The sequence below is a fragment of the Rummeliibacillus suwonensis genome (genome assembly GCF_007896435.1).
Lineage (GTDB): Bacteria > Bacillota > Bacilli > Bacillales_A > Planococcaceae > Rummeliibacillus > Rummeliibacillus suwonensis.
In genome coordinates, this window is record NZ_VCBL01000005.1 from 40,001 (window position 1) to 54,584 (window position 14,584).

Below are 14,584 nucleotides of genomic sequence, written 5' to 3' on the forward strand. Positions count from 1 at the left end.
TATAAAGAGTTCACATCTTCGTTCTGAGAATTATCAGAACAATTTTTTAACTAATTCATAATAACATGTTTTTATTGATTAATATACATTTTTTATAAAAAATGCTAAAAAACCCGAAAATCATAATTCATGATTTTCAGGTCTTAGGAAAATGGAATAATGAATGGCTTCTAACCAATAGCCCCTTCCATTTCGAACTTGATTAATCGATTCATTTCGACAGCATATTCCATAGGTAGTTCTTTTGTGAATGGTTCGATGAAGCCCATGACGATCATTTCGGTTGCTTCTTGTTCAGAAACACCGCGACTCATCAAGTAGAATAATTGTTCTTCTGACACTTTTGAAACTTTTGCTTCATGTTCAAGAGCAATTTGGTCATTCATGACTTCGTTGTATGGAACTGTATCAGATGTAGATTGGTTATCCATAATCAACGTATCACATTCAACATTAGCACGTGCATTGGTTGCTTTTTTACCAAATTTCACTTGACCACGATATGTTACGTTACCACCATGTTTTGAAATAGATTTAGAAACAATGGTTGAAGAGGTATTAGGTGCTAAGTGAATCATTTTCGCACCTGTATCTTGGTTTTGACCACGGCCAGCAATGGCGATAGATAAGGTCATACCGCGAGCGCCTTCACCTTTTAAGATACAGGCTGGGTATTTCATCGTCAATTTAGAACCGATATTACCATCTATCCATTCCATTGTAGCGCGTTCTTCACATGTTGCACGTTTTGTAACTAAATTATAAACGTTGTTTGCCCAGTTTTGAATCGTTGTGTAACGGCAATATGCATCTTTTTTGATGAAGATTTCTACAACTGCACTGTGTAGTGAGCTTGTTGTATAAACTGGTGCAGTACATCCTTCAACATAGTGTACGCTTGCACCTTCATCAACAATAATAAGGGTACGTTCAAATTGCCCCATATTTTCAGAATTAATACGGAAATAGGCTTGTAATGGTGTTTCAAGTTCAATACCCTTTGGTACATAGATGAATGATCCACCAGACCAAACAGCTGAGTTAAGGGCCGCGAATTTGTTGTCATTTGGCGGAATTGCTTTACCAAAATATTCTTTGAAGATATCTTCATTTTCACGAAGAGCGGAGTCAGTATCTTTAAAGATAACGCCTAGTTTTTCAAGGTCCTCTTTCATGTTATGGTAAACAACTTCTGATTCATATTGAGCAGACACACCAGCAAGATATTTTTGTTCCGCTTCTGGGATACCCAATTTATCGAAAGTTGCTTTGATTTCTGCTGGCACTTCATCCCAAGACTTTTGAGTTGCTTCAGACGGTTTTACATAGTAAGTAATCTCATCAAAGTTAAGTCCAGATAAATCGCCACCCCATTGTGGCATAGGTTTTGAATAGAATATGTCTAATGATTTTAGACGGAAATCCAACATCCATTGTGGCTCATTTTTCATTTTAGATATTTCTTTAACGATTTCAGGAGTCAACCCACGTTCTGTACGGAAGATCGATACGTCTTTATCATGGAAGCCGTACTCGTAATCGCCAATTTCAGGCATTTTTTTAGCCATTTTTTCTCCTCCATTCTAGATTTTCATCTATATTATAGGTTTGCTTCTTTTATACCTTTTTCCATTGCTTTCCAGGAAAGTGTGGCACATTTAATACGTGCCGGGAATTGTGAAACACCAGATAATGCTTCTACATCACCAAGGTCTATTGAATCATCATGTTTATGTCCAAGCATCATTTCTGAGAAGACATGTGCCAATTCAACAGCTTCTTTTGTTGTTTTGCCTTTAATCGCCTGCGTCATCATAGAAGCAGAAGACATAGAGATGGAACAGCCTTCGCCTTCGAATTTCGCATCTACAACGACACCATCTTCAACCTGTAGAGATAAATGAATACGATCCCCACAAGTTGGATTATTCATATCGATTGATACATTAGAGTTATCAATAACACCTTTATTACGCGGTTTTTTATAATGATCCATAATGACAGAACGATATAGTTGATCTAGTTTATTCATTGACATCAGCAAAATACTCCTTCGCAGAACGCAATCCTTCAATAAGTCGAGCAACATCGGCTTCCGTATTATAAAGATAGAAACTTGCTCGCGCTGTTGCTGTACATTTAAGCCATTTCATCAATGGTTGGGCACAATGATGTCCTGCACGTACAGCAATACCTTCCATATCGAGTACTGTTGCAACATCATGTGGATGGATACCATCTATGTTAAATGTAACAAGACCAGAGCGCTTTGTAGGATCTTGTGGACCATAGATAGATACCCCATCTATTGCATTTAGTTGCTCAATCGCATAACGAGTTAAGTTACGTTCATGTTCGATGATCGCATCCATACCTATTGTTTCTAAGAAATCAATCGCAGCACCTAAGCCGATTGCTCCAGCAATATTAGGTGTGCCCCCTTCGAATTTCCAAGGTAGGTCAGCCCATGTTGACTCATATAAGCCAACTGTACTAATCATTTCCCCACCAAAATCGATTGGACTCATGTTTTCTAGATGCTCTTTTTTACCATATAACACTCCAATACCAGTTGGTCCGCACATCTTATGTCCAGAAAATGCCAAGAAATCACAATCTAAATCTTGGACATCTGTATGAAAATGTGGCACACCTTGAGCACCATCCACTACCATCACTGCACCATGTGCATGCGCTATAGCTGCAATCTCTTTGATAGGATTGACAGTACCTAAAACATTTGAAGCAAAAGCAATTGAAACGATTTTTGTGCGATCTGTAATCGCTTCTTTTACTTGATCAATTGATAGTGTACCATCAGGATTCATGTCAATATATTTAAGTGTTGCATTTTTTTCTTTTGCTAATTGTTGCCATGGAATTAGGTTGGAATGGTGTTCCATGTAAGTAATGACGATTTCGTCACCTTCATCTACATTTGCACGACCAAAACTAGCAGCAACCATATTTAATCCGTTTGTAGTACCTTTTGTAAAGATAACTTCTTCAGTTGACTTTGCATTAATAAATTGGCGGACTTTTTCACGCGCTCCTTCATAAGCATCTGTTGCGCGGTTTCCTAATGTATGCACACCCCGATGGACATTAGAGTTATCGTATTCATAATAGTGTTTAACAGCTTCCAAAACCTGTGTAGGCTTTTGTGAGGTAGCTGCACTATCAAGATAAACGAGTGGGTGTCCATTAACTTCCTGATTCAAAATTGGAAAATAGCTTCGAATATCTGTTTTCATCATTAGCGCACTTTCCTTTCAATGATCTCTGTTAATTGTTTTCTAACACCTTCAATAGGTAACTGATTAACAACCGGGTTAAGGAACCCATGTATGATTAATCGTTCAGCTTCTGCTTTTGAAATGCCTCGACTCATTAGATAATATAGTTGCACAGGATCAACGCGACCTACTGAAGCAGCATGACCTGCTGTTACGTCATCTTCATCGATTAACAGAATGGGGTTAGCATCGCCACGAGCGTTTTTGCTTAACATCAGAACACGTGACTCTTGTTCAGCATCTGCTTTTGTTGCACCATGTTCGATTTTACCAATACCATTGAAAATACCACGGGCAGAATCCTTCATAACACCATGGATTAAGATATAGCCATTTGATGCTTTACCCCAATGTCGAACTTCAGTAGTGAAGTTTTGACTTTGCTCTCCACGACCGACGACAACAGATTTTGTATCTGCATAAGAGCCGTCACCTTTTAGATATGTGATATTTTCTGAAAGCGTATCACTATCATTCATCAAACCTAACGCCCAATCGACTTTTGCATCACGATGTAAAATAGCTCGGCGATTGACATAAGTCGTGAAACCTTTAGCTAGAACATCAACGGCACCAAAAGTAACGTTGGCATTATCATTTACAATGACTTCAGCGATAATATTCGCTTGCCCTTTCGCTTCATCAACAGTAGAAAGATAGTTTTCTACATACGTAACAGAGCTATTGGCTTCTGCAACAACTAATACATGGTTAAATAATGACGCATTCTCATTATCATGTAGAAAAACAGCTTGTATCGGTTCTTCCACAATGACATTTTTAGGAATGTATACAAATACACCACCATTGACTAATGCTGCATGTAAAGCAGTTAGTTTATGTTGGTCTATTTTTACGCCCTCCGTCATAAAATATTTTTGAACTAAATCACTATGTTCACGGGCTGCTGTTAAAATATCCGTCAAAATGACACCTTTTGAAGCGAGCTCTTTCGATAATTGTAAGTATGCTGGTGTATTATTATGCTGAATATAAATATTGTGTTGACCTTCAGCATCAACAATTGCCTTTACTTCTTCGGGAAATTCTTCAAGACTAGCATATGTTGAACTTTCAACTGTATGTGCAGGGAACTCTGTAAAATTCCACTTTTCAACATTTGTTTTATCTGGTTTTACCATTGGTAGCGTTTCTACGTCCGCTAATGCACGTTCACGAAGCTCAGTCAACCAACTAGGTTCATTGTTCGCTTCAGAGAAAGAGCGTACATCTTGAGCGGTTACTGCTAATTTTGTTTCAACCGTCATGTTTGCTCATCCTCCTTTATTATGCTTCTTGTCCTGATGTTTCTTCTTCGTCTTCGATCCCTAATTCTTTTTTAATCCAGTCGTAACCTTCAGCTTCTAGTTTTTCTGCTAATTCAGGACCACCAGAACGAACTACTCTACCTTGCATCATGATGTGAACATGATCAGGCGTAATATAGTTAAGTAAACGTTGATAGTGAGTGATCATTAAACAACCAAAGCCTTCACCGCGCATAGCATTGATCCCTTTTGACACTACTTTTAAGGCATCGATATCAAGACCAGAGTCAATTTCATCTAGGATTGCAAATTTAGGTTTTAACATCATCAATTGAAGAATTTCATTACGTTTCTTTTCCCCGCCTGAGAATCCTTCGTTTAAGTAACGTTGCCCCATTTCTTCAGGCATTTCTAAAAATTCCATTTTGTCATCTAGTTCACGGATGAATTTCATAAGAGAAATTTCGTTACCTTCTCCACGACGTGCATTGATAGCTGAACGTAAAAAATCAGCATTTGTTACACCAGAAATTTCTGATGGGTACTGCATGGCTAAGAACAGGCCAGCTTTTGCACGTTCATCCACTTCCATTTCAAGAACATTTTTACCGTCTAAAGTGATAGAACCTGAAGTAACTTCGTATTTTGGATGTCCCATAATAGCGGACGCTAAAGTGGATTTACCTGTACCATTTGGTCCCATTATTGCATGAATTTCGTTTGTATTGAGTGATAAGTTAACACCCTTTAAAATCTCTTTCTCGTCAATAGCAACGTGAAGATCTTTAATGACTAATGTTGACATTCTATTACCTCCGTTTAATTCAGTGAATGAAATGCATAACCATTTCTAATTTAATATCATTCTAATTTTAGCTTAAAAAAAAATCGTTTGCAAATCATTTGAAAATGTTTCTCAATTTATTCTGAGGATGCTTTATATATAATCTGAAACTCATTTAACACATTATTTCTAAGTATTAATTGAAAATCCATTGATTTTCAATAAAAGATTTCTAATTGAGAATCGATTTCACTACAGAAACATTAAAAACATCATTTTTTAGATATTTTATATACTCAAACGTTATGTACAACTCACACAGTTTAACAGGCAGTGTGTTCTAATATCAAGATGTACTAACAAATAGAGATTATTGTATGATAACTGCTTGTAAAGATGAAGAAAATTCCTAGCAAAATAAAAAAGGCTATCTTCCTTATTTAACATTTCCTTCATCAAGGAATGCCTAAATTAGAAGATAGCTTTTATTATTTATCAAGCGTGTTGATTTTACAAAAATTAGGAGTGTCCGTTTGGCGTAATTTTTGAAAAACCCTGTTTTTTTAGGACCATTTATATAGATTGGAGCGGAGGCTTGCTCAAGTCCTCGAAAATGCATGCGCATTTCCTTCGTGCGGTGTGGATTCGATGAAGCCAATTCAATGTCCCGCGGGAAAAGCGAATAGATGAGACCCCACAGCGTAGCGATTGAAGGAACGGAATCTAAGAACGCCACGTCCTGTGGCAACGATTCCGTGACCAACATCCTGTTGTCCCCAGCATTCGCCCCGCAGGAAAGCGGGCAAGTTGGAGCGGAAATCAACGAATTACCCCATTTTTATGGATTAAATTAGATAATCAACACCCCTGATTATTCATATTACAAATACATGTACTAATGAATGAAGTATGGAATTATTGAGCTATTGCTTGTGTACGAAGAGATTCATTGACACTTTCTGCCACACTTCTACCTTCATTTATAGCCCAAACAACTAAACTTTGACCACGTCTTGCATCACCTGCAGCAAAAACATTTTCCACATTTGTTGCAAAATTAGTTGTTCTTGCAGCAATACGATTATTGGTGATTTTGACACCGAATTGTTCTGCAACACCGTGTTCGGTACCCTCGAAACCAATTGCTACAAATACATAATCTACAGGCCAAACCTTTTCAGTTCCTGGTAATTCATTGAAGTATACATACCCTTCATCACTAATGACTTTTTCCATTTGGATGGTATGCAATTCTTTTACATGCCCATTGCTATCCGCAACAATTTTCTTGGTTTGGATACAATATTCGCGAGGATCACGACCGTATTTTGCATTTGCTTCTGCATAAGCATAATCCAATTTATAGACATGAGGGTTTGTTGGCCATGGATTATCAGCTGCACGATGTTCAGGCAATTGTGGATGCTTACCAAATTGAAATACAGATTTACAATTTTGACGAAGAGATGTAGCAACACAGTCAGCACCTGTATCACCACCACCAATAACGATCACATTTTTGCCCTTCATATCTAAAAATTGACCATCTTCGAAATTGGAATCTAGCAAGCTTTTTGTAGTAGATGTCAAATAATCCATTGCTAGAACAACACCTTCAGCTTCACTACCTTCTATACGTAAATGTCTTTGCTTTGTTGAACCAGTGCAAAGAATGATAGCATCGAATTCTTTTTTCAATTCATCAGCTGTTACGTCCTTACCAATTTCCGTATTCAAGATAAAATGAACGCCTTCGTCTGCAAGCAATTGCACGCGTCTTTCGACAACTTTCTTATCTAATTTCATATTCGGAATACCATAAGTAAGTAAACCACCTGCACGGTCAGATCTTTCGTACACAGTAACAGAATGACCATACTGATTCAGTTGGTCAGCAGCCGCTAAGCCAGCAGGACCTGAACCAACGATAGCGACCTTTTTACCTGTACGATGTTCAGGAATACGAGGTATTATCCATCCATTTTCAAATCCTTTATCGATGATTGCACGTTCAATACTTTTAATCGAAACTGCAGGATCTGATATGGCTAATGTACATGATCCTTCACATGGCGCAGGACAAACTCTTCCCGTAAATTCTGGGAAATTATTCGTTAATAATAGCCGATCAAGGGCTTCCTTCCATTTTCCGTGATAGACTAAATCATTCCATTCAGGGATTACATTATGGATCGGACAACCCGCGGCAGAACCACGGATCTCCATTCCCATATGACAAAACGGTGTACCACAATCCATACAACGTGCACCTTGGATTTGAAGAGCTTCGTCAGTTAATCGTGAAGCATATTCTTTCCAATTTTTGATACGCTCTAGTGGTGGCTGTTCTTTCCCTTTTTCTCGACTATATTCCATAAATCCAGTTTTCTTCCCCATCTAGAACCCCTCCTTATTTATTGGAAAGCACTAAATCCTTTTTCGATGAATTGAACAAAAATGCTTTCATCGTTGCTTGTTCTTCTGACAATCCTTGTGCTTCAAATTCACTAATGCGGCCTAACATTCTCTTATAATCTGTAGGAACTACTTTGACAAAGTGGCCTACATAATCTGACCAGTTCGTTAAAATTTGTTTTGCTTTTGTACTTTCAGTGTAGTGAACATGTTTTTCTAGCAATTGTTGGAGAATCGCTTCATCCTCTTTAGAATGAACGCTCTCAAAACCAATCATTTCTTTGTTACATTTGTCTTTGAAATCTTTAGCATCTTGAGGTAACACATAAGCAATCCCACCGGACATACCAGCTCCGAAGTTTTTACCTACATCACCTAAGATCACTACTCGACCTCCAGTCATATATTCACAACCGTGATCACCGATACCTTCGACCACTACATTAGCGCCACTGTTACGAACGGCAAAACGTTCTCCTGCACGACCATTAATATAGGCTTCGCCACTAGTTGCACCATATAAGCATACATTTCCCGCGATAACATTCGTTTCTGCTTGTCCTCGTACCGGTGAGCTAACCACAACTTTACCACCGGACAACCCTTTACCGAAGTAATCGTTTGCATCACCCTCAACATGCATTAACATTCCTCTTGGGATAAATGCACCAAAGCTTTGACCAGCTGAACCCGTAAAGTTCAATGTAATGGTATCGTCCACAAGTCCTCTCGCACCATAACGTTTTGAAATTTCGCTACCAACGATCGTACCAACAACTCGATCTGTGTTTTTGATAGGATAATGTAGTGAAATTGGTCTTTCTTCTATAATAGATTCTTCTACTTTACTTAAAATTTCACGTAGATCAAGCGATTCATCAAGTTTGTGATTTTGTTGTACTTGTTTTGTTCTTGGTCCTTCATTTTGATGTAGGATTGCTTCTAAATCTAATTGACCAGCTTTCCAATGTTTTTTCGCACGATCACTTACCTCTAATACATCTGTGCGTCCAACCATTTCTTCAAAAGTTCTAAAACCAAGTGTTGCCATATATTCTCGAACTTCTTCTGCTATAAACATCATAAAGTTCACTACATGGTCTGCAGTACCCATGAATTTTTTACGAAGTTCAGGGTTTTGTGTAGCAATACCAACCGGACATGTATCTAAATGACAAGCACGCATCATGACACAGCCAAGTACGATCAATGGAGCAGTTGCAAAGCCGAATTCTTCTGCACCAAGTAATGCTGCCATCACGACATCTTTCCCTGTCATTAATTTACCATCTGTTTCAAGCGTTACACGATTACGAAGTCCATTTAACATTAATGTTTGATGAGCTTCTGATAATCCTAATTCCCATGGAAGACCTGTATGCTTGATACTTGTTTTTGGTGATGCCCCAGTACCACCATCATAACCGCTAATAACAATCACGTCTGCTGCACCTTTTGCTACACCAGCAGCAATTGTACCGATCCCTGATTTTGCTACGAGTTTCACACTGATACGTGCGTCACGGTTCGCATTTTTCAAATCATGAATCAATTCAGCCATGTCTTCGATTGAATAAATATCATGATGTGGTGGTGGTGAAATAAGTCCTACACCTGTTGTTGAACCCCTTACATCAGCAACCCAAGGATAAACTTTATTACCTGGAAGTTGACCACCTTCACCAGGTTTTGCCCCTTGAGCCATTTTAATCTGTAACTCACTCGCATTGACTAAGTAGTGGCTCTTAACGCCAAATCGGCCAGAAGCAATTTGTTTGATCGAGCTTCTACGATTATCACCATTTTCGTCCGGTACAAAGCGACTTGGATGTTCACCACCCTCACCGCTATTACTTTTGCCTCCAATTCGATTCATCGCGATAGCTAATGTTTCATGTGCTTCTTGACTAATTGAACCGTAAGACATAGCCCCTGTCTTGAATCGCTTAACGATGGATTCAGCGGACTCTACTTCTTCTAATGGAATTTTATGTTCCGTCTTTTTGAAGGTTAATAAATTTCTCAAGAAACCGATTTGTTCTTCATTTGCCATTTCAGTGAATTGATGGAACAAGCCAAAGTCACCATTACGTGTAGCTTGTTGTAATGTATGGATCGTTTTTGGATTGAATGCATGGTGTTCTCCTGAACTTCTCCACTGGAAGTTGCTACCTGGTGGTAAAACATGTTCAATGGACTGAACTGCTTCTTCATGTTTTTTCAGAGCTTCTTTCGCAATAGTTGGTAAATCAATACCATCTAGTTTGGATACTGTTCCAGTAAAGTATTTTTCAATCACATCTTTACTGATTCCAACGGCTTCGAAAATTTGAGCTCCACGATAACTTTGAACTGTTGAAATTCCCACTTTTGACATTACTTTAACGACACCTTCTGAAGTTGCCTTTGCGTAACGTCGAACAGCTTCTTCGTAACTGTAGCTGATATGTCCATCTTCAATAGCTTTTGCCAAAGTAGCAAAGGCTAAATATGGATATATCGCATCTACACCATATCCGATCAATGCAGCATAATGATGTACTTCTCTTGTTTCACCTGTTTCAACAATGATACTTACTTTTGTACGTTGCCCTGTTTGTACAAGATGTTGATGAACACTACTTGCTGCAAGTAAAATAGGAATGACAGGTGTGTCTACGCTTAATGATTTATCAGACAAAACAAGTAGCTGAATACCTTTTTCAATCGCTTCATCTGCCTCTTTTGCTAGTCTTGCCAAATCTTTTTCCAAATCTTCTGACATTGCAAGATCAATAGTAGTTATATCAAATTGCTTTTGCGCTTTTAACTTTTGGAATTGACTATTCGTCAACACAGGTGTTTTTAAAAAGATGCGATGACAATTTTCTGCAGTCGGATGTAATAGATCACCTTCTGCACCAAGAAGGGTCATTGTCGAAGTCACAATATGCTCACGAATCGAATCAATTGGTGGGTTTGTTACTTGAGCAAATAATTGCTTGAAATAATTGAATAGCGATTGTGGTTTATCAGATAGGACTGCTAATGGCGCATCATTTCCCATTGAACCAAGCGGATCTTTTCCTCCAACCACCATCGGAACTATATATTTCTGAACATCTTCATGCGTATAACCGAACACCTTTTGTCTAAATAATAGATCATCTATTTTTTCCGGTCTTTCTTCTGAAGGCTCAACCACAACAAGGTTTTCTTCTAACCATTTAGCATATGGTTTTGCCTGTGCCATTTCAGATTTTAATTCTTCATCTGAAACAATCCGTCCTTGTTCTAGATCAACAAGCAACATTTTCCCCGGACTTAGTCGCTCTTTATAAACAATGTTTTCTTCCTCGATATCAACTACACCAACTTCTGATGAGAAAATGATGTAATCATCCTTTGTGACATAATAGCGTGCAGGTCGTAAGCCATTACGGTCCAATATCGCACCAATTTGTTTTCCATCCGTGAAACAAATAGCCGTTGGTCCATCCCAAGGTTCCATCAGACAGCTTTGATATTGGTAAAAGGCTTTTTTCTCAGCGGAGATATGCGGATTTTCTGTCCATGGTTCAGGAATCATCATCATTGCTGTTTGGGCAGGTGTACGACCAGCTAACACGAAAAATTCAAATGCATTATCTAACATCGATGAATCACTACCATTTGGATCTGTAACTGGTAGGACTTTTTCAAGATCTTCTCCGAAAGCTTCAGAAATAAATTGTTGCTCACGCGCCTTCATCCAGTTAATATTACCTCGTAACGTATTAATTTCACCGTTATGAATAATATAGCGATTAGGGTGTGCACGTTCCCAAGATGGGAAAGTATTTGTACTGTAACGTGAATGGACCATAGAAAAAGCTGATGTGAAGCGTTCATCCTGTAAATCTAGGTAAAATTCTACTACTTCTTCCGGTGCTAATAGACCTTTAAACACGATTGTACGGCTTGACATGCTTGCGCAATAAAAATCTTTGTTTTGTTTTTTTGCCCATAATTCTGTTTGTTTTCGAATCAAATACAACTTTCTTTCAAAAGCAAGAGAATCATTTGTATTTACAGCCTTTATAAACACTTGACGAACAACTGGAGCCGTTTCTTTGGCAATGTCGCTCAAGGGTCCAGGATTAACCGGTACAGTGCGCCAGCCAAGTAATTCTTGCCCTTCTTTCACGATGAAATCATTTAGTTTCGTTTCAATTTCTTGTTGCACTTTACTGTTTTTATTAAAAAATAACATTCCTACTCCATATTGTCCGACAGCAGGTAATGTCCAATCTATACAAACTTCGCGGAAAAAGGCATCCGGGATTTGAACCATTAGTCCAGATCCATCTCCTGTTTTGCCGTCACTTCCGCGTCCAGCTCTATGATCTAATCTACATAACATTTCTAAGCCTTTCATCACGATGTCATGTGTGGGTTTACCCTGCAATTGTGCGTAAAGTCCAATACCACATGCATCATGCTCAAATTGTGGAGAGTATAAACCTTGTGCTGTTGGAATTTTGTGAAATGTCATACGATTCCCTCCTTTATATATAAAAAGTGACTTAAGTATATTTTAGTTTTTCAAATTGATATAAACAATATATAATTTGGATAGGATTAATCTATAAAATAGATAAATAGGAGATGACATGGCGTGGAACTAAGACAATTAAGATATTTTGTAGCAGTTGCAGAAAGAGAACATATCTCTGAAGCTGCAGAAAATTTACATGTAGCGCAATCAGCTGTTAGTCGTCAAATCGCCAATTTAGAAGAAGAATTAGGGATAGAATTGTTTGAAAGAGTAGGCCGTAACGTAAAACTAACACCGATTGGTAAGACTTTTCTTGAGTATACAATCGCTGCGTTACAAGCCATTGATTTTGCTAAAAAACAAGTTGATGAATATTTGAATCCTGAAAAAGGGACGATAAAAATCGGTTTTCCTTCAAGCTTGGCAAGTTTTCTTTTGCCTACCGTCATTTCGGCATTTAAAAAAGAGCATCCAAATGTTTCCTTTCACTTAAGACAAGGTTCCTACCGATATCTCATTAATGCCGTCAAACAACGTGAACTAAACTTAGCCTTTTTAGGACCTGTTCCTGCAAAAGATGACGCGATCAATACTAAAATACTCTTTACAGAAAATATTGCGGCTCTTGTGCCCGCATCACACCAGCTTGCCACAAAAGAAGAGATCCAATTAGCAGACCTGCGTAATGAAGGATTCGTGTTATTCCCAGATGGGTACATCTTAAACAAAGTAGTAGTAGAAGCATGTAAATCTGTTGGCTTTACACCCAAAATCAGTTCAGAAGGAGAGGATATGGACGCTTTAAAAGGTTTGGTGGCAGCAGGCATAGGCGTTACACTCTTACCGGAAAGCGCGTTTTACGATTCGACTCCTCGACGCACAAAAAAATTAGCTCTTGTTGAGCCACCATTTACACGTAATGTTGGTGTGATTTATCCTGTTAATCGAGAGCTAGCACCATCTGAAAAAATTTTCTTGAATTTTGTGAGTCAATTCTTTACTAGGTTATCTCAATTCAAATAAAATTCACGTACCATCATATCATATTCAAGAATGAATCTATGTGAAATCATTATATATTTTTTGAAAAAAATAAAATTCTATACGTAAACATTTTTTCTCTTGTCCCGATCCAATTGACCATCATTTTTTTGCATGTGGATCACAATCATTAATTTTTCCATAAACCGGCATAAAAAATTTATGTTTCTAAATACAAAAAGACGCTAAAACAAATAATGTTCTAGCGTCTTTTTCTCTTGCATTGATAAGCGAGAAGTTCCAACCGCAAGACTTAAGTACAAGCAGACAATGAGACATAAGAATCACTGCCTAGAAAAGTCTTTTGTTTCAAACTTCACTAACACATAGAAGAAAATGAACACCACTATGTGAAATTTTACTTTGCTTATGCTATTAATTATTTAGATACTGGTACTACTGAGCCTTTCCATTCTTCATTGATAAAATCTTGAATTTCTTTTGAATGTAATACGTCTACTAATTTTTTCACTGCTTCATTATCTTTGTTTTCTTTCTTCACAGCTATAACATTCACATATGGAGAATCTTTATCTTCAAGAGCAATTGCATCTTTTGTTGGGACTAACCCAGCATCAATTGCGAAGTTAGAGTTGATAACAACTGCATCTCCTTCTTTGTTTTCATACATTTGTACTAGCATTTCAGGGGCAGTTTTTGTGTCGATTTTTATGTTTTTAGGATTTTTAGCAATATCTTTGATTTCAGCTGATGCTTTATCAACGCCATCTTTCAATGTGATCAAGCCTTTAGCTTCTAATAATGTTAAAATACGTCCTTGATCAGCTACAGAATTACTGATAAGAATAGTTGCACCCTTTGGAAGATCATCTAGAGATTTATATTTTTTAGAATAAATACCGATTGGTTCAATATGAATACCTCCAGCATTTACAAAGTCATATCCATTATCTTTAATTTGTTGTTCAAGATAAGGAATGTGTTGGAAATAGTTTGCATCTAAATCACCAGAATCAAGATCTTTGTTTGGTAATACATAATCTTGATATTTTTCGATTTGTAAGTCAACGCCCTCTTTTTTAAGAATTGGTTGCGCTTTTTTAAGAATGACAGCATGTGGTGTATTAGAAGCACCTACTACCAATTTTGTTTCTTTTTCATCTTTTTTTGAATCGTCAGAAGCAGATTTATCATTGCTTCCGCAAGCCGCTAAACTTAATGCTAGTGAAGCTGTTAGGATTCCTGCTATTAGTTTCTTCATAAAATAACCCCTTTTCTATTTTTTCTCTATGTGAACGTTGAA

At 37.7% G+C, this 14,584-nt stretch carries 9 protein-coding genes; 1 reads left to right on the forward strand and 8 read right to left on the reverse strand.

Annotation, left to right across the window (positions count from 1 at the left end; translation table 11 throughout):
* Positions 1-170: 170 nt before the first annotated feature.
* From sufB to gltB, 7 genes are all read right to left on the reverse strand, one after another.
* Positions 171-1,568 (reverse strand): Fe-S cluster assembly protein SufB, encoded by a 1,398-nt coding sequence (sufB, locus tag FEU33_RS17350; RefSeq protein ID WP_146550747.1) that lies wholly within the window; start codon positions 1,566-1,568, stop codon positions 171-173.
* 32 nt (positions 1,569-1,600) lie between these two features.
* Positions 1,601-2,038 carry a Fe-S cluster assembly sulfur transfer protein SufU gene (gene sufU / locus FEU33_RS17355; protein WP_186725950.1) on the reverse strand — a complete coding sequence of 146 codons (438 nt, stop codon included), beginning with the start codon at positions 2,036-2,038 and terminating at the stop codon, positions 1,601-1,603.
* Positions 2,025-3,257: a cysteine desulfurase gene (locus tag FEU33_RS17360; RefSeq protein WP_146550748.1), complete on the reverse strand. Its 1,233-nt coding sequence runs from the start codon at positions 3,255-3,257 to the stop codon at positions 2,025-2,027. Before FEU33_RS17360 ends, sufU begins: the two co-directional genes overlap by 14 nt.
* Positions 3,257-4,564 carry a Fe-S cluster assembly protein SufD gene (gene sufD / locus FEU33_RS17365; protein WP_146550749.1) on the reverse strand — a complete coding sequence of 436 codons (1,308 nt, stop codon included), beginning with the start codon at positions 4,562-4,564 and terminating at the stop codon, positions 3,257-3,259. Before sufD ends, FEU33_RS17360 begins: the two co-directional genes overlap by 1 nt.
* A gap of 19 nt (positions 4,565-4,583) precedes the next feature.
* The gene (gene sufC, locus FEU33_RS17370) at positions 4,584-5,369 is read right to left on the reverse strand and encodes a Fe-S cluster assembly ATPase SufC (RefSeq protein ID WP_146550750.1); all 786 of its coding nucleotides are present in this window, start codon (positions 5,367-5,369) and stop codon (positions 4,584-4,586) included.
* Positions 5,370-6,263: 894 nt separating this feature from the next.
* Positions 6,264-7,745 carry a glutamate synthase subunit beta gene (locus FEU33_RS17375; RefSeq protein ID WP_146550751.1) on the reverse strand — a complete coding sequence of 494 codons (1,482 nt, stop codon included), beginning with the start codon at positions 7,743-7,745 and terminating at the stop codon, positions 6,264-6,266.
* Between the two features lie 13 nt (positions 7,746-7,758).
* A complete protein-coding gene (gene gltB, locus FEU33_RS17380) occupies positions 7,759-12,276 on the reverse strand; it encodes a glutamate synthase large subunit (RefSeq protein ID WP_146550752.1) in 4,518 nt (1,505 codons plus the stop codon).
* A gap of 123 nt (positions 12,277-12,399) precedes the next feature.
* Here gltB and gltC point away from each other — a divergent pair, with 123 nt between their 5' ends.
* On the forward strand, positions 12,400-13,302 hold the full coding sequence (gene gltC, locus FEU33_RS17385) for a glutamate biosynthesis transcriptional regulator GltC (protein WP_146550753.1): 903 nt from the start codon (positions 12,400-12,402) through the stop codon (positions 13,300-13,302).
* Between the two features lie 397 nt (positions 13,303-13,699).
* Here gltC and FEU33_RS17390 read toward each other — a convergent pair whose 3' ends face one another.
* Positions 13,700-14,542 carry a MetQ/NlpA family ABC transporter substrate-binding protein gene (locus FEU33_RS17390; protein ID WP_146550754.1) on the reverse strand — a complete coding sequence of 281 codons (843 nt, stop codon included), beginning with the start codon at positions 14,540-14,542 and terminating at the stop codon, positions 13,700-13,702.
* Positions 14,543-14,584: the final 42 nt, after the last annotated feature.

Bases quoted from the DNA above. Each gene is read 5' to 3' on its own strand.
- sufB (WP_146550747.1), bottom strand. From the start codon at position 1,568: ATGGCTAAAAAAATGCCTGAAATTGGCGATTACGAGTACGGCTTCCAT.
- sufU (WP_186725950.1), bottom strand. From the start codon at position 2,038: ATGTCAATGAATAAACTAGATCAACTATATCGTTCTGTCATTATGGAT.
- FEU33_RS17360 (WP_146550748.1), bottom strand. From the start codon at position 3,257: ATGATGAAAACAGATATTCGAAGCTATTTTCCAATTTTGAATCAGGAA.
- sufD (WP_146550749.1), bottom strand. From the start codon at position 4,564: ATGACGGTTGAAACAAAATTAGCAGTAACCGCTCAAGATGTACGCTCT.
- sufC (WP_146550750.1), bottom strand. From the start codon at position 5,369: ATGTCAACATTAGTCATTAAAGATCTTCACGTTGCTATTGACGAGAAA.
- FEU33_RS17375 (WP_146550751.1), bottom strand. From the start codon at position 7,745: ATGGGGAAGAAAACTGGATTTATGGAATATAGTCGAGAAAAAGGGAAA.
- gltB (WP_146550752.1), bottom strand. From the start codon at position 12,276: ATGACATTTCACAAAATTCCAACAGCACAAGGTTTATACTCTCCACAA.
- FEU33_RS17390 (WP_146550754.1), bottom strand. From the start codon at position 14,542: ATGAAGAAACTAATAGCAGGAATCCTAACAGCTTCACTAGCATTAAGT.